Consider the following 15,042-nt stretch of genomic DNA (forward strand, 5'->3'; position numbering starts at 1 on the left):
GCCATGACCGTATTGCCCGAGACCCGCCTGTCGTCCTGCCCCGCCTGCGCCGAGCTGCTCCACGCCGGCTCCGGGCGCTGCCCCCACTGCGGCGCGAGCCTGTCCGAATGGGCAGGTTCGCTGGGCGCCGCGGCGCTGCTGTTCACCAGCCTGTCGCTGTCGGGTTGCCTGGCGAGCGCGGTGTACGGCGTGCCGGCCACCGAGTCCGACTCGTCGTTCACCAGCGGCAACGCGACCTCGACGACGACGGGGACGACGACGGGCACGAGCACCGGCTCCGGTGCGCCGACGACCGGGACGGCGCCGACGACCGGCGCGAGCTCGACGAGCACGACGGCGACGGGGACCACGGGCGCGACGACCGGCGACACCGACACGGCGGGCACGACCACCGGCGAGCCCGACACCGGCACGTCGACGACCGCGACCGACACCGGCTCGACGAGCGGCGGCAGATAGGCCGCGCGGCCGCAGGAGCGGCAGAGACGAGCCGGAGCCCGGGCCGCTGTACGGCAACAGGGGGTCGAGCAGGCTGTTCGGACATGTCCGTTCAGTCATGCTCGATCGGGCATGACTTCTCAGGCATGTTCAATCAAGCATGTCGACCTCGCGGGCCTCGGCTCGCGGCGGGCGGGTTCAGGCGGTGGCTTCGCGGCGGAGGTCGCGGGCGCGGCGGCCGGCGTCGGCGACGATGCGGTCCTCGACCTCGCGGACGACGCGGGCGAGCAGCGGGCCGAGGCCTCGCTGGCGGCTGCGGATCAACGACCACAGCAGGGCGGTGAGGGCAGGGACGTCGACGTCGGCGTCGGCGTCGACGCGGGCGAGGAGGTCGCGCAGCGGCCGTCCGCCGAGCTCGGCGAGCCACGGCGCGAGGCGGTGGTCGAGGGTCGCGGTGACCTCGCGCCACAGCTGCTCGTCGCCGACGAGGGCGTCGCCCAGGGCCGCCACCACGGCCGAGGGCCACATACACTCGCTGTCGCCGGCGCGGGCGAGCAGCCCGGCGGCCTCGCGCCGGCTCAGCGCCAGGGTCAGGACCAGGCGCAGGGCGCCGGCCTCGGGCGCCTCGCTCGCGGGCCAGCCGGCGGTCACCCCTCGCCGCCTCCGGGTAGGACCTCGAGGACAGGTCGTTTGGGACAGACGTGGGCGAGCCGTACCATCGCCCGCGCGAGCGTGGTGGTCAGCGCCTCGCAGGCGTCGCGCGCGAGCCGGAAGCTGAGCGGCCCGGCGTGGACGTGGACGACGCCGTCGTCGGCGAGCTCGATGCGGTAGCCAGGCGCGCTCGCCAGCACCACGGGGTCGACGCGCTCGCTCATGCCTCACCTCGCACGCGCCGGCCGAGGTGCAGCGGCAGGCCGCCGTCGTGGTCGCTCGGCGGCCGGGCGGCCAGCTCGGCCACGGCCTCGAGGATCAGCGCCGACAGCCCCTCGAACGCCTCGGGGGTGAAGCGCAGCGTGGTGGCGCCGACGTTGACGTGGATCATCGCGCAGCTGCACGCGTCGATCGTGACCATCGCGCTGGTGGCGAGGCGGGTCCGCTGACAGGGGCGTGTGGGTTGCATGGGTTTTCTCGAGAGGAGTAATTGATATGGGTTTTGAATATCATTTTCAAGTCGTGGCGGAACGCCCTGTACGGGCCCGAAGGACGCCTTGTGCGGGGCCGGCGCGGAATCGATCGGCGCTTGCGTGGGCCGCGCCGCGGCGATCGGTGCGAATTTCAGGTCTGGCGGTTCGGCTGTCCCTCGGGACAGGTAGGAGGACGGCCTCGTCGAGCCGGCCGGACGGGCTGTCTCATGGGCCAGGTACCGCCATGGGCTGGCGCACCCGCAGGCTCACTCGAGCGCGTCCGCCAGCGCCGGCTCGATCGCGGCGAACCGTGGCTCCTCGGCGAGGAGCTCGGCCTCGGAGAGCGTCCCGGCCAGGCGCTGGAACAGGTGGGTGTAGAGGCGCTGGCTCGCGGGCTCGAGGCGGCTCGTCAGCGCCGCCACAAGCGCGCGGGGCGGGTGGGTGCGCAGCGTGAGGCCCTCGCTGCGGCGCTTGAACTGGGCGAGCGCCCGCTCGTCGTCGAGGTCCTGCAACCGGGCGAGCAGGCCCCACAGGAACGCGACGACGGCCGCGCGCACGCGCGGTCGATCGCCGGCGAGGCGAGCCGCTCGTTCGAGCACGTCGATGGCGCGCGGGAAGTCGTCCTGCCACGCCAGCAGCAGCGTGAGGTGCCACAGCGCGGCCTCGTTGTCGGGGTTCTGACGGAGGACGTCCAGGACCGTCCGGACGGCGAGCGCCACCGTCTCGGACGTGGGCGGGTCGGCGACGCGTTCGGCGATACCCTGCGACAGGAGGTCGTTGCCCGGGAACTCGTCCAGCGCGGCGCGGAGCAGGGCGAGCGCCTTCTCGCGGTTCGGCTCGGCGCGGGCCTGCATCCACAGGGTCCACGGGCTGTGGGTCGCCGCGTCGCCGGTGAGCTGCAGCAGCGCGCGCTGCAGCGGAGCGTCGCGCACGGGCACGCGGACCAGCCGGCCGGTGGTCCAGCCGCGCGGCGCCGTCGTCACCGACGGGCGGGGCGGAGCCTCGGAGGCCCCTGTCTGCGCGCGCTCGGCCTGCTTGATCGCGTCTGTCTCGAGAGCCAGCAGCGTATCGTCTCGCGCCGCGCCGGGGGCCTCGCTCTCGGCGTGCCCACCGGCCGCGAATGCGTCCGCGTGGGGGAGCGTGGTCGGCGGAGGCCTGTCCGAAGGGGCAGCCTCTGGCGAGGGGGTGCGCGCCACCTCGAGCCCGCGGCGCGGAGGGGCGCTGGCCGAAGAGGCATGTTGTGGCGGCGGTGCCGGGCGGGGTTCGGCCGAGCTGGCCGAAGAACCAGGTTGGAGCGAGGACGCGGGGCCGGGCTCGTCCCCGTGCATGATGGGGTTCGTCTCGCCCGATCTGGCTGAAGCACCAGGTGGCACCGAGGGCGCACGGCGGGGCTCGTCCGCGTGGAGGATGGGGCGCGGCTCAGGCGCGCTGGCTGAGGCGACAGGGGGCCCCGGGTACGCGTGTCGACGCTCGTCTCCGCGGGTGACCGGGTGGGGATTGCGTTCCCCGGGCCGCCCGTTGTCGCGGCGGGCGACCGGCGGCGAAGACCTGGCCGAGAGGACAGGTGGCGGCGGCGGCTCGGCGCGGCTCGTTTCGAGCGCCCCGGCGGGGGCCGGCTCGGCCTCGTCGGCGGTCTCGGGCAGCGCCTCGGCGGGCGCCGGCGGGAACAGGCGCGCCTGCAGCTCCTCGACGCGGCGGCGGTAGTTGTCGACGCGGGCGCGGGCCTTCGACTCGATCACCTGGTCGAGCAGGGGGATCCGCAGGCGAGCGCTGAGCCGCAGCATGAGCTCGTCGAAGCCCTCGATCGGCACGAGGATCCCGCGGTGGCGCGCGACGAGGCGCCGGATCTCCGGCCCCGGTGGGCCGGCGGGTCCGTAGTAGCACCAGAAGATCCCGCCGGGGATCGAGTCCTCGGGCAGGCCGTTGAGAAAGCCCATCAGGCTGCCGTCGTTGCCGCCGTAGCCGATCACGATCGGGGTGTAGCTGCGGAACACCTTGGTGAGCGGCTCGACCCACGCGCTCTGCAGGGCGGCGATCTCGGCGACGCGGTTCATCGGCGCCATCAACAGGTCGCGGTGGATCTTGACCACCACCGGCCTGCGCGGCTCGACGTGGACGAAGTTGGCCAGCGACTCGTGGCCGCACACCAGCGGCGCGGTGCCGGTGAAGATCGACAGGGCCTCGCTGACGAGGTTGTCGAAGTTGGTGGTGATCACCAGCTTGTGGCGCGTCTCGGCGAGGATGTGGGCGAGCACCGAGTAGCCGAAGCTCGGGTCCTTGCCCTGCATGATGTCCTCGAGGTCGGCGTAGCCCTCGTCGGGGTGCTGGCGGAAGCGGCGGGCGAACACCTGGCTGTAGAACGACGGTGCCCGCTCGAGCGCGAAGTCGGCGATCTCGAGCGCCTCGGCGGTGGCCCAGCGCTCGAGCGGCGGGCCGTGGTGGCTGAGCCGTCGATGCAGCTCCGTCAGCCAGCGCCACACCAGCGCGCCGGCCGCGGGGATCCCCGACTGCGCCGACGCGCCGGCGCCGAGGATGAAGGCGAACCGGCGGTTGTGCATCTTGCGGTCGACGTCCCAGAACTGCTCGCACAACCCCTCGGGACCCCACTCCTCGGGCTCGGCCACGCTCATGCGGGCACAGGATGACCCCCCGCGGGCGAACCTCGCAAGGGCCGGCAGACGGCGGCGCCGCAGCACGGAGGCGGTCCGGGCCGGCGCTCGCCCGGGGCGCCCGGCGGAGCGGCGGGTCCGGTACGCTGCCCGTGGGCGCCGGCCGTCGCGTCGGCGCGGGATAGAAGCTGACCTTCGGGACAGCTCGAAATCAGGCCCCGGCCGCGTCGCACGCGCGCCCGGGCCGCCGCCGCGTGGGCCATGCGGCGGCCGGCCTCGTCGGCGGTGGTTCGGTCCGGGGGCTTATTCCTGGCTTTGGGGACAGCTTCGCCCTCGGGGGCCTGCGGACCGCGGTCGGGCCGCCGGCGCCGCGGCCTTGTGCGGGCGGGCGGGGGGTGCTACGAGGAGCGCATGCGCAGGGTCGCACGCGTCGCAGCGCTCGTGGTCGCCGGGTTCACTGCCGTGCCCGAGGGTCTGGCGCGCGCCGAGGGGATGGTGCTCGACAAGATCGTCGCGGTGGTCGGCGACGAGATCATCCTCCTGAGCCAGCTCGACACGCTGGTCGCCAGCTCGCCGCTGATGCAGGAGGCGCTGCAGAAGTACGGTCGCAACCCGACCAAGCAGCAGATCGAGCAGGCGACCCTCGAGGCGCGGACGCAGGCGCTCGACGAGCTGATCGACCAGCAGCTGATCAAGAAGGAGGCGGCGCGCTTCCAGATCAGCATCACCGACGCCGACGTCGACCGCTACTTGCAGCAGATCGCGCAGGAGAACGGGTTCTCCAACACCAAGCAGCTGCGCGAGGCGGTCGAGCAGAGCGGCCAGTACGGCAGCTGGGCCGACTACATCCAGGACACCAAGGACCAGCTGCTCGTCTATCAGACGACCCGCGCGCTCGCCAACACGTCGGTGACCGACGCCCAGATCCGCGAGCAGTACCGCAAGATGGTCCGCGGGGTCGACATCAAGGCCGAGCTGCTGCGCTTCGTGTTCACGCCGCAGGAGCAGACCGCCAAGGCCCGCGACGCCGCCTACTCCAACGCCCAGGCGGTCGCCCGCCGCATGCGCGCGGGCGAGGACCCGATGGCGCTGGCGCAGGAGTTCCTGATCAAGGAGCCGAAGGCGACGCTGTCGCGCGGCGAGGTCGCGCCGGCCATCGAGGACGCCATCTTCGCCGCGCGCGTCGGCGAGACCGTGGGCCCGCTCGAGACCGGCCAGGGCTTCCTCGTCGTCAAGGTCGTCCGCCACGACACCGGCAACGTGCTGCCGTTCGACCAGGCCAAGGAGCGCATCCGCATGCAGCTCGAGCAGGAGTCGTTCGCCCGCGCGGTCCAGGACCTGCGCGCGAGCCTGCGGGCCAAGACGCACGTCGACCCGCGGCTGTAGCGGCGGGCGAATGGGCTGACCGTTCGCGCATGTTCAAAGGGGCATGCCTGCTCGGGCATGCCCCTTCGAACATGTTCAACCGCACAGCACGTCGGCCGGGCAGTAGAGCGAGTCGAACGCGCCGCTCAGGACGGTGCTGTCGGGCAGGGTGACCTCGTAGGTGCCGCGCAGGCCGTCGCCGGTGATCTCGGTGATGACGACGACGCCCTGGTCGGTCGACTCGGGCGTGCCGTCGCCGTCGTCCAGCCAGGCGAAGCCCCAGCCGCCCGAAAGCGGGTGCTCGCCGAGCTCGAGCCCGGCGACGTCCTCGAACAGGACGATGCGGAACAGCGGGACGTCCTCGGGCCAGTCGGAGTCGCAGGCGCGCTCGGCGAGATCGATCTTGAACTCGACCGCGGGGCCGTCGTCGGGCGCACAGGCCTCGCCGTGGGTGCCCGGGTCGCCGACGATCAGCCCGCCGGTGGCCTCGCCGGTCGAGGATTCGGTGGTCGAGGTCTCGTCGGTGGTCGAGGTCTCGCCGGTCGTGCTGGTGGTGTCGTCGGTGGTCGAGGTCTCGCCGCCGGTGCCGGTCGGGTCCTCGGTGCTGGTGCCGCTGTCGGTGCCGGGGCCGGTCTCGGTGCCGGTGCCCTCGCTCGGGAACGGCGGGTCGAGCTGGGAGCAGCGGAATCCTTCGCCGCTGCCGCACACGGGGACGGTGTTGCAGGCCGGGATCAGCAAGATCAGGGGAATTGCGTAAAAATAAGCTCGCATCCGGGCAGTATAGAGGACCGGGCCGCGGTGTCGAGTCGCGCGCCGGCGAGCGCTTCGAGCGGGGATGCGGCCGCGCGCTAACTTCTGCGAGTGCGGGCGAGGTAGACCGCGGCCGAGGCGGCGAAGCCGGAGAACCATGCCCCCGAGAACAGGAACTCGAGGCCAGGTACGAGCTTGCCGAGCAGCACCACCGCGACGCCGACGCCCATCGCCAGCATGGCGTCGGGGTTGAAGCCGCGGCGGTAGGTGTAGGGGCCTTGCGAGCGGTAGAGGCCGGCGAGGTCGAGCCGGGTGCGGCGGACGACCCAGTAGTCGGTGAGCAGCACGCCGCTGACGGCGCCGAGCAGGCCGGAGTAGCTGACGAGCCACGCCTGGTAGACGTCGAGCAGGAGCCACGGGCAGACGACGATGCCGAGGCCCGCGGCGACCAGGCCGCCGCGGCGGAAGTCGAGCGCGCGCGGGAAGGCGCTGGCCAGCGAGTTGGCGGGGCCGACCACGTTGGCGGCGATGTTGGTCGACAGGGTGGCGACCGCGAGGGTCAGCATGGCGAGGACCGCGAGCAAGGTCGAGCCTGTCTCTTCGGACATGCGGACCACCAGCGCCACCGGGTCCCAGATCGCCTCGCCGTAGAGGATCACCGTCGCCGAGGTGACGGCCACGCCGATGAACGAGAACAGCAGCATCGTGGTCGGCAGGCCGTACAGCTGGCCCAGCAGCTGCTCGCGCTGGCTGCGGCAGTAGCGGGTGAAGTCGGGGATGTTGAGCGACAGCGTGGCCCAGAAGCCGACCATGGCGGTCAGGCCGGGCAGGAACACCTGCACGAACCATGTCCAGGAGGACATGTCCTGAGAGGCGTGTACGAGCGCATGCGAGCCGGCGAGGATGACGCCGAGGCCGCCGGCGCGGCTGCAGGCCCACCACAGCAGGGCGAGGCCGACGACGATCAGGAACGGCGCGGCCAGGTTCTCGAGCCACTTGATCGACTCGGTGCCCTTGTAGACGAACACGACGTTGAGCAGCCAGAAGCCGAGGAAGGCCAGCCACATCGGCAGCGACAGGCCGATGAAGGTCGCGCCGCCGCCTAGCTCGAACCACGCGGGCCACAGCAGGCCGATCAGCTGCGACATCGCCTGGCCGCCGATGAAGGTCTGGATCCCGAACCACCCGCAGGCGATGAGGGCGCGCGCCAGGCTGGGGATGTGCGCGCCCTGGACGCCGAAGGCGGCGCGGGCGAACACCGGGAAGGGGATGCCGTAGCGCGTGCCGGCGTGGCCGCACAGGATCATCGGCACCAGCACGATCAGGTTGCCGAGCAGGATGGTGAGCATCGCCTGCCACCAGTTCATGCCCGACTTGATCAGCGAGGCCGCGAGCACGTAGGTCGGCACGCACACGCTCATGCCGACCCACAGCGCGGCGAGGCTCCAGCGGTTCCACGTCCGCGCGCTGCGCGGGGTCGGGTCGAGGTCGGCGTTGCGGAGGCCCGGGTCGTCCGGCGGACTCGTGAGCTCGACGAGGCCGTCCTGCTCCTGCGTGGACATACGAGCGATGCTATCAGCCCCGCCGCGCGCCCAGAAAGGTCGGCGGGCCCGCGGCCGCAGAACGATGCTCCCGGCTCAGCAGCCGTCGACGGGGATCACGTCGGCGGTCAGCGTCACCTCGGTCGGCACCCACGCCTGGTCCGGCGGGAAGCCGACGACGACGTCGATCAGGTCGACCACCGGCGGACAGAACGGCTGGTCGTCCCATGCGACCACGCCGGCGATGCTGTCGGCGCCGACCGCCTGCGGCAGCGGAGCCATGAAGTCGAGGCAGTCGGCGGCGCCCTGCGAGACGGTGGCGCCCTGGTACCACCAGTCGGTCGGCAGCGTGAGCTCGGGCGGGCCGACGTCGCCGGGCCGCGCGAATCGGAGCTCGACGCAGAATTCGTCCTCGAGGTCGGCCATGCGGACCTGCAGGTGATCGAGGCCGCCGGCCCAGAACTGGGCGGCGAAGGCGACGTCGGGCGGACCGCCGGTCGAGGTCCCGTCGGTGGTGTCGGTCGACGCGTCGGTGGTGGTGCCGGTGGTCGTCTCGACGCCGTCGGTGGTCAGCCCGGTGGTCGTGGGCTCGAAGGTGGTGGGGCTGGCCTCGGTGGTGGCGACCGTGGTGATGGTGGCGGTCGTCGTCGTGTCGTCGCCCGTGGTGGTGGTCGGGGTCGTGGTCGTCGTGGCCGTCGTGGGGCCGGTGTCGGTGAGCTCCTCGTCGGGCGTGGTCGTCGACGCGGGCTCGGTGTCCGTCTCGCCGGGCAGGCCGGGGCCGCAGGCGAGGATGACCGAAAAGACAGGTAAGGAGAAGATCGACAAGCGCATGGGCCGAGGATGCGCGGGTCGGCGAGCGCTGTCCATGCGCCGGCAGCGATCCGCGAGCGGCCTGGAGCAGGGCCGGCGGGACAGGCGAGCGGGCGAACGTGAACGCCGGGTCGCATGGGCCGCTGTCGGGGCCGTGGCTGTTCGTCGGCGACTTCCCGCGCGCGATCGGGTGATGAAGGCGAGCGCCTCGCGTTGGGGTCCGCGTCATCTCGCGGGGCGAAGACTGTCGAGCAGGTGGAGGTTGTCGCGGTTCGCCTGCCCCGGGCCGACCTCGAGCACATCGGTTCGGCCCTGCGACTTCGAGGACATGCTCTCGGAGACATGCTCTCAGAGACATGCCGCGATGGACATGTCTCCTCAGGCAGTCATGGAATGTCGACGACGGGGGTCGGGGTGGTCGACTGGCTGCCGGCGCCGCCGCCGAGCTGGCCGCGCTGGTTGCTGCCCCAGCACAGCACGCGGCCGTTCTGGCGCAGGGCGCAGGTGTGCTCGGCGCCGGCGCTGAGGCGGACGACGCCGTCGATGCGCGGGCCGGCGACGGGGAAGCGCTGGATCTGGGTCCCGCGGTCGCCGAGCTGGCCGGCGTTGCCGCGGCCCCAGCAGTAGATCTGGCCGCCGGCCACCGCGGCGCAGGCGTGGGCCTCGCCGCCGGCGATGGCGATGGCGCCGCGCATGTCCTTGACGCGGACCCGGGCGACCGAGGCGATGGTGAGGCCGGCGCCGAGCTGGCCGTCGTCGGTGTTGCCCCAACAGTAGACCTCGCCGTTGCTGATGCGCGCGCAGGTGTGCAGCGCGCCGGCGGCGATCTCCTCGGCGGGCAGGAGCTTCATGACCGGGACGACGGCCTGGCCGGTCTGGGTGCCGACGCCGGCGAGATTGCCGAGCTGACCCCAGCGGTTCTGACCCCAGCACAGCGGGATCCGGTTCGACTGCAGCGCGCAGCTGTGGACCTCGCCGAGCGACAGCTGCTTGACCTGTCCGAAAGACCCGGTGACGACGGTGGGCCGGGTCGCGTCCTCGATCTTGCCGACGGCGACCTGGCCCTCGGCGCCGCGGCCCCAGCAGACGACCTGGCCGGTCTTGCGGACGGCGCAGGTGTGATCGCGGCCGGCGCCGATCTCGATCGCGTCGGTCAGGCCGGCCACCGCGACCGGGCGGGTGCGGGCCTGCTTGCTGCCGTCGCCGAGCTGGCCGCGGCCGTTCTGCCCCCAGCAGGCGACGGCGCCGCTGCGCCGACGCGCGCAGGCGTGGTTGCGGCCGGCGGCGATCTGGACGGCGTCGTCGATGCCGCTGACGTCGTCGGCGCCGCCGCGGTCGCCCTGCGAGCCGTCGCCGAGCTGGCCCATGTTGCCGGCGCCCCAGCACTGGACCTGGCCGCCGGAGAGGGCGCAGGTGAAGTCGTCGCCGCTGGCGATCTCGCTGACGCCGGTCAGGTTGCGGACGCTGACGGCGACGCCGATGGTCTCCTCGCCCTCGACGCCGTTGCCGAGCGCGCCGGCCTCGTTGCTGCCCCAGCAGACCACGCCGCCGCTGCGCAGGGCGGCGCAGGTGTGCTCGGCCCCGGCGGCGAGGCTGACGGACTGATTGAGGCCGACGACCGCAGCCGCGGCCTTGCGATCTTCCGCGGTGCCGTCGCCGAGCTGGCCGCTGGCGTTGTCGCCCCAGCAGCGCGCGGCGCCGTCGCCGGTGCGCGCGCAGGTGTGAGCCTCGCCGGCGGTGAGCGCCACGGCCCCGGAGACGCCGGCGATCTCGACCGGGTTCTTGCCGAAGCCCGCGCCCCAGCACAGCACGCCGCCCCCTGCCTTGAGCCCGCAGGTGTGGCCCTGGCCGGCGGCCAGCGCGGAGACGCCGTCGACCCCGGGGACCGGCCCGGGCGCGCGGGCGCTGCCGCGATCGCCGAGCTGTCCGTGAGAACCTGTCCCCCAGCACATGACCTTTCCGCCCTGTACTCGAGCGCAGGTGTGACGCGCGCCGGCGACGACCTCGCCGGCCCCGCTGACGCCGGGGACGGCGGCGGGCGAGACCCACACCTGGCGGCTCAGGTCGCCGATCTGGGCGTGGCGGTTGTCGCCCCAGCAGGCGACCTGGCCGGTCTTGCGGACGGCGCAGGTGTGGGTGGGACCGGCGGCGATGGCGGCGACGTCGGTGAGGTTGCGGACGGTCGTGGGGCGCGCGCTCTGGGCCCCGGGGCGGCCGGCGCCGTCGCCGAGCTGACCGGCGGCGTTGCTGCCCCAGCACTGGACCTGGCCGCCGCGCACGAGGGCGCAGCTGTGCTGGTCGCCGAGCGCGAGCTGGATGACGTCGCCGAGGCCGACGACCCGCACCGGGCGCGGGCTGTCGCGCAGGTTGCCGTCGCCGAGCTCGCCGCTGCTGCCGCGGCCCCAGCAGTCGACCGCGCCCGAGCGCAGCAGGGCGCAGGTGTGGGCGCCGCCGGCGGCGACGGCGGTGGCGGGGTCGGGGCCGTTGTTGTTCGGGACAGGTTGTGAAGGACCTGTCCCGGGGGACGTGTTCTGAGAGCCAGGTTTGGCCGACGGCTGGGTCGGGTAGCCGCGTGGTCCCGTGGCGCAGGCGGCGAGGGCGAGGAGGCCCGCGGCGAGGCCGAGGGCGCGCGGGGAGCGGCGCATGCGGCGAGTATGCCCGGGCCGGGGCGCGCGCGGCCGCAAATCGGGCGGGCGGGTGCGAGATCGGCGCGAGGCGCGAGGGCAGGGCGTGCGGCACGAGGCAGCGGTCAGGAGCCGTGCGCGCGACTCGCTGCGCCTGCTCGCCCGAGCGCCGACGTGCGACGCGACGCCTCAGCGGGCGACGCTGGCGGGGGCGTCGAGAGGTTCGCCCTGCTTGCCGGCGGCGAGGCCGAGGAGGGCCAGCATGCCGCGCCGGTAGCCCTTGAGGTCAGGTCCGAGGGCGGCCTCCGCGAGGCCGCGGATCTGCGTGTACGAGACGCCGCGCGCGTGCTCGGAGTTGCGCAGCTTCATGCCGAACATCGCGACCGCGGCGGCGAAGCGGAGGTCGTCGGAGGCGGCGTCGAGGGCGGTGCCGGGGTCGGCGACGGGCATCGTGAGCAGCAGGCTGTCGTCGGCCTCGGGCAGCTTGTAGCGCAGCTTGACGTGCATGAGCTCGGCGCTGCCGGCCGCGCTCACGGCCCTGGGCTGTTGATAGCGCAGCGGATCGACGTCGGGCAGCGCGCCCTCGGCCCCGGGCGGCAGGACCTCGTAGAGCGCGGTGACCGTGTGGCCGGCGCCGATCTCGCCGGCGTCCTTGCGGTCGTCGTTGAATTCGTCGTGGGCCAGCATGCGGTTCTCGTAGCCGATCAGGCGGTAGGCGCCGACCTTGATCGGGTTGAACTCGACCTGGATCTTCACGTCCTTGGCGATCGTGACGAGGGTGGCGCCGGCCTGCTCGACCAGGACCTTGCGCGCCTCCTGCAGGCTGTCGATGTAGGCGTAGTTGCCGTTGCCCTTGTCGGCCAGCATCTCCATCGTGCTGTCCTTGATGTTGCCGGTGCCGAAGCCGAGCACCGAGAGGAAGATCCCGCTGTCACGCTTGGCCTCGATGAGGCGCTGCAGCTCGCCCTCGCTGCTGACGCCGACGTTGAAGTCGCCGTCGGTCGCGAGGATCACGCGGTTGATGCCACCCTTGCGGAAGGCCCGCTGCGCCAGGACGTAGGCGGCCTCGATGCCCTGGCCGCCGTTGGTCGAGCCGCCGGCGTGGAGGCCGTCGAGGGCGGTGACGATCCTGTCGCGGTCGGAGGTCGGCTCGAGCACGACGCCGGCGGCGCCGGCGTAGACGACGATGGCGACGCTGTCGACCGGGCGGATGTCGGCGACCAGCAGCGCCAGCGACCGCTGCAGCAGCGGCAGCTTGTCGGGGCTCGCCATGCTGCCCGAGACGTCGAGCAGGAACACCAGGTTGCGCGGCGGGATCTCCGTCGGCGCCAGCGACTTGCCCTTGATGCCGATCTGCACGAGCCGCGCCCGGTCGTTCCACGGACAGGCGGCCACCTCGGTGCGCACCGAGAACGGCTGCCCGGCCTGCGGCTCGGGGTAGGCGTAGGTGAAGTAGTTGATCATCTCCTCGATGCGGACGGCATCGGCCGGCGGCAGCTGCCCGTCCTCGAGGAAGCGGCGCACGTTGCTGTAGGAGGCGGTGTCGACGTCGATCGAGAAGGTCGAGAGCGGGTCGTCGGCGACCCGCTTGAACTCGTTCTCGGCGATGTGGGCGTAGCTCTCGCTGTTCGGCGCCTCGGGGGCAGGGGCGGCGGCGGTCGTCCAGTTCCGGCTCGCGCCGACGTCGGAGACCCGCTTCGCGCAGGCCGGGGTCAGGAGCAGCAGGGCGAGGAGGGGGAGTCGACGCGAGCGAGACATGCGGCGGCTCGAACGCCGGCCTCCGCGAGGCACTTACAGACCCGGCGACGCGCGCCCGCGCTCGCGGCTGACGCGGAGCGGCGGAATCAGATGTCTTTCAAGGCATGTTGCGAGGGACATGCGCGGCCGGGCGCGAACGCGGTGGCGAGAGCGTGTGTCCCACGCGCTCGAGGCGGAGGCTGTCGGCGAGGCGGCGACGACGGTCGGGCGGACTGCGGCGAGCCGGGGACGCGGGAGATCTCGGGCGAGGGCGAGCGCCTGCCGACCGGGGTGCGAGCGACTTGCTCGCGCCGATGGAGATCTCCGGCGCGGGTCGCCGTTCGGCCGCGACGGCGGCCGACCAAAAACAAGAAGGCCCGGGCCGGAAGGGCCGCGGGCCTGCTTGAGTTTGTTGTCGGGGTGAGAGGATTTGAACCTCCGACTCCCTGGTCCCGAACCAGGTGCGCTACCAGGCTGCGCTACACCCCGAAGAGGAGGCCGGGTAGATAGCGGAAACGAGGCGTCCGTGTCAAAGGGTAAAACGTGATCGAGGTCCCGGCTTTTGCCCGGTTAGGTCACGCCGAGGAGCTGGGAGCCGCCGGTTCCGGCGGGCGCAGCGCCCGCGCGACGCGAGGGCGCGGAGATCGTGCACCGAATCCGGGAATGCGGCGATCGCGGCGGCTCAGGTGACGATCGAGATCTCGTACGGACCGACCCAAACCTTGTCGTTTTCCTCGAGCTCGACGGGCCGCTGGACGGGCATGTCGTTCACGCGCACGGAGCCGTCGCCGATGATCGGCCTGAGGAAAGGATGGTTGGGGATCCCGCTCCACTCGAGCACGGCGTGGACGCGCCGGATGTGCTGCGAGTGGTGGTCGGGCAGCATGATCTCGCAGCGCTCGCCGCTGCCGATCCGGTAGCTGCCCGGGAGGAACATCCGCTCCTCGACGCCGCCCTCGGGCCAGCGCAGGCGCAGGGTCGCGGCCACCGGGATGCCGAGCTCGCGGTGCAGGACCTCGCCGAGGATGTTGGCCAGGACCCCGGCGTCGTGCGGGCGCCGCTCGGGCTCCTTGTCGAGCGAGGCCATGAGGCCCTTGACCAGCGTGCGCGGCAGGTTCTCGCAGCCCTCGTGCTTGTCGATCGGGACCACCGGCATGCTCGCGTGCGCGTGCAACCATCGCACCGGCTTCTCGCGGTACTCCTCGCGCACGGCGTTGAGCGGGCGCTCGCCGTGGAACGGCGAGCGCGCCGACAGCAGCTCGTAGAGGATGGTCGCCAGGCTGTACACGTCGCTCGCCGGCGACAGCACGCGGGTCTTGAGCTGCTCGGGCTGACAGTAGTGCGGCGTGCCGACGACCATGTGGATCTGGGTCGCGTTCATGCCGATCACGCTCTTGCCGTCCCACGAGCGCGCCAGGCCGAAGTCGAGCACTTTGATCTGGCCGTTGTCCTGGACGAAGATGTTCTCCGGCTTGACGTCGCGGTGGACGATCCCCTGGGCGTGCGGCTCGGCCAGCCCGAGGCAGGCCTGATGCACGATCGTGACCGCCTGCGCCGGGTGCAGCGGCTGGTCGAACTTGTGCCAGGTGTTGAGGGTCTGGCCCTCGAGGTAGTCCATCAACATGTACACGTGGCCGTCAGGCCGCAGGCCGCAGTCGAACGTGCGAACCACGTGCGGGTTGGTCAGCGAGCGCAAGATCGTGATCTCGCGGAGCGCCCGCTGGGCCTGGTCGCCCGAGGTCACCGGCTCGCGCGTGAGCTTGAGCGCGAGCGGCTTGTCGTAACCCCGGACCTCGACCTTGTACACGCTCGCAAAGGCGCCGCTGCCGAGGACGCGCAGGATCTTGATGTTTCCGGCGTAGACATCCCCGGGTTGAAGTACAAGCGCCATAGCCCGCACGAAAACTATCACGAGGGCCCCGCGAGACAGCAAGGGGGCCCGCGAACGAGCCGCCGGTCCCATGAACACACACCTGCCGAGCCGACCCACCCCCGAGCGCACATCGGGTAAAGCCCCGGAAATTACGCCGATTTCGCGCCTGAG

General features: G+C 72.5%; 12 protein-coding genes and 1 tRNA gene. 2 read left to right on the forward strand and 11 right to left on the reverse strand.

The genetic code is table 11. The features are described 5' to 3' along the window. Window positions 1-3 precede the first annotated feature (3 nt). The gene (locus tag K7C98_RS16380; RefSeq protein WP_224192611.1) at window positions 4-459 is read left to right on the forward strand and encodes a hypothetical protein; all 456 of its coding nucleotides are present in this window, start codon (window positions 4-6) and stop codon (window positions 457-459) included. A 177-nt stretch (window positions 460-636) separates the two neighbouring features. Here the strand turns inward: K7C98_RS16380 and K7C98_RS16385 are convergent, their stop codons facing one another. From K7C98_RS16385 to K7C98_RS16400, 4 genes are all read right to left on the reverse strand, one after another. After that, a complete protein-coding gene (locus tag K7C98_RS16385) occupies window positions 637-1,089 on the reverse strand; it encodes a hypothetical protein (protein ID WP_224192612.1) in 453 nt (150 codons plus the stop codon). Next, entirely contained in the window at window positions 1,086-1,313 is a 228-nt protein-coding gene (locus tag K7C98_RS16390) for a hypothetical protein (protein WP_224192613.1), read from the reverse strand. Before K7C98_RS16390 ends, K7C98_RS16385 begins: the two co-directional genes overlap by 4 nt. Next, a complete protein-coding gene (locus K7C98_RS16395; protein WP_224192614.1) occupies window positions 1,310-1,558 on the reverse strand; it encodes a hypothetical protein in 249 nt (82 codons plus the stop codon). Before K7C98_RS16395 ends, K7C98_RS16390 begins: the two co-directional genes overlap by 4 nt. Before the next feature lie 270 nt (window positions 1,559-1,828). Continuing rightward, on the reverse strand, window positions 1,829-4,192 hold the full coding sequence (locus tag K7C98_RS16400; RefSeq protein WP_224192615.1) for an SIR2 family protein: 2,364 nt from the start codon (window positions 4,190-4,192) through the stop codon (window positions 1,829-1,831). A 390-nt stretch (window positions 4,193-4,582) separates the two neighbouring features. Here K7C98_RS16400 and K7C98_RS16405 point away from each other — a divergent pair, with 390 nt between their 5' ends. Next, complete coding sequence (locus K7C98_RS16405) at window positions 4,583-5,557, forward strand: peptidyl-prolyl cis-trans isomerase (RefSeq protein WP_224192616.1); 975 nt, start codon at window positions 4,583-4,585, stop codon at window positions 5,555-5,557. Window positions 5,558-5,632: 75 nt separating this feature from the next. On the opposite strand, the gene K7C98_RS16410 is transcribed toward K7C98_RS16405, so the two are convergent. From K7C98_RS16410 to K7C98_RS16440, 7 genes are all read right to left on the reverse strand, one after another. After that, window positions 5,633-6,307, reverse strand: coding sequence for a hypothetical protein (locus K7C98_RS16410; protein WP_224192617.1), 675 nt, complete (start codon window positions 6,305-6,307; stop codon window positions 5,633-5,635). A 77-nt stretch (window positions 6,308-6,384) separates the two neighbouring features. Then, window positions 6,385-7,848: an NCS1 family nucleobase:cation symporter-1 gene (locus tag K7C98_RS16415; protein ID WP_224192618.1), complete on the reverse strand. Its 1,464-nt coding sequence runs from the start codon at window positions 7,846-7,848 to the stop codon at window positions 6,385-6,387. Between the two features lie 75 nt (window positions 7,849-7,923). Next, window positions 7,924-8,658 (reverse strand): hypothetical protein, encoded by a 735-nt coding sequence (locus tag K7C98_RS16420; RefSeq protein WP_224192619.1) that lies wholly within the window; start codon window positions 8,656-8,658, stop codon window positions 7,924-7,926. A gap of 365 nt (window positions 8,659-9,023) precedes the next feature. After that, window positions 9,024-11,282, reverse strand: coding sequence for an RCC1 domain-containing protein (locus K7C98_RS16425; protein WP_224192620.1), 2,259 nt, complete (start codon window positions 11,280-11,282; stop codon window positions 9,024-9,026). A gap of 168 nt (window positions 11,283-11,450) precedes the next feature. Then, window positions 11,451-13,019: a vWA domain-containing protein gene (locus K7C98_RS16430; RefSeq protein WP_224192621.1), complete on the reverse strand. Its 1,569-nt coding sequence runs from the start codon at window positions 13,017-13,019 to the stop codon at window positions 11,451-11,453. Window positions 13,020-13,413: 394 nt separating this feature from the next. Further along, window positions 13,414-13,487 (reverse strand) — tRNA-Pro (locus tag K7C98_RS16435). Window positions 13,488-13,680: 193 nt separating this feature from the next. After that, complete coding sequence (locus tag K7C98_RS16440; protein WP_224192622.1) at window positions 13,681-14,889, reverse strand: FHA domain-containing serine/threonine-protein kinase; 1,209 nt, start codon at window positions 14,887-14,889, stop codon at window positions 13,681-13,683. Window positions 14,890-15,042: the final 153 nt, after the last annotated feature.

Source organism: Nannocystis pusilla, from assembly GCF_020073745.1.
Lineage (GTDB): Bacteria > Myxococcota_A > Polyangia > Nannocystales > Nannocystaceae > Nannocystis > Nannocystis radixulma.

Excerpts from the sequence above, each read along its gene's own strand:
- K7C98_RS16380 (WP_224192611.1), top strand. The coding sequence starts at position 4 with ATGACCGTATTGCCCGAGACCCGCCTGTCGTCCTGCCCCGCCTGCGCC.
- K7C98_RS16390 (WP_224192613.1), bottom strand. The coding sequence starts at position 1,313 with ATGAGCGAGCGCGTCGACCCCGTGGTGCTGGCGAGCGCGCCTGGCTAC.
- K7C98_RS16395 (WP_224192614.1), bottom strand. The coding sequence starts at position 1,558 with ATGCAACCCACACGCCCCTGTCAGCGGACCCGCCTCGCCACCAGCGCG.
- K7C98_RS16400 (WP_224192615.1), bottom strand. The coding sequence starts at position 4,192 with ATGAGCGTGGCCGAGCCCGAGGAGTGGGGTCCCGAGGGGTTGTGCGAG.
- K7C98_RS16405 (WP_224192616.1), top strand. The coding sequence starts at position 4,583 with ATGCGCAGGGTCGCACGCGTCGCAGCGCTCGTGGTCGCCGGGTTCACT.
- K7C98_RS16410 (WP_224192617.1), bottom strand. The coding sequence starts at position 6,307 with ATGCGAGCTTATTTTTACGCAATTCCCCTGATCTTGCTGATCCCGGCC.
- K7C98_RS16415 (WP_224192618.1), bottom strand. The coding sequence starts at position 7,848 with ATGTCCACGCAGGAGCAGGACGGCCTCGTCGAGCTCACGAGTCCGCCG.
- K7C98_RS16420 (WP_224192619.1), bottom strand. The coding sequence starts at position 8,658 with ATGCGCTTGTCGATCTTCTCCTTACCTGTCTTTTCGGTCATCCTCGCC.
- K7C98_RS16425 (WP_224192620.1), bottom strand. The coding sequence starts at position 11,282 with ATGCGCCGCTCCCCGCGCGCCCTCGGCCTCGCCGCGGGCCTCCTCGCC.
- K7C98_RS16430 (WP_224192621.1), bottom strand. The coding sequence starts at position 13,019 with ATGTCTCGCTCGCGTCGACTCCCCCTCCTCGCCCTGCTGCTCCTGACC.
- K7C98_RS16440 (WP_224192622.1), bottom strand. The coding sequence starts at position 14,889 with ATGGCGCTTGTACTTCAACCCGGGGATGTCTACGCCGGAAACATCAAG.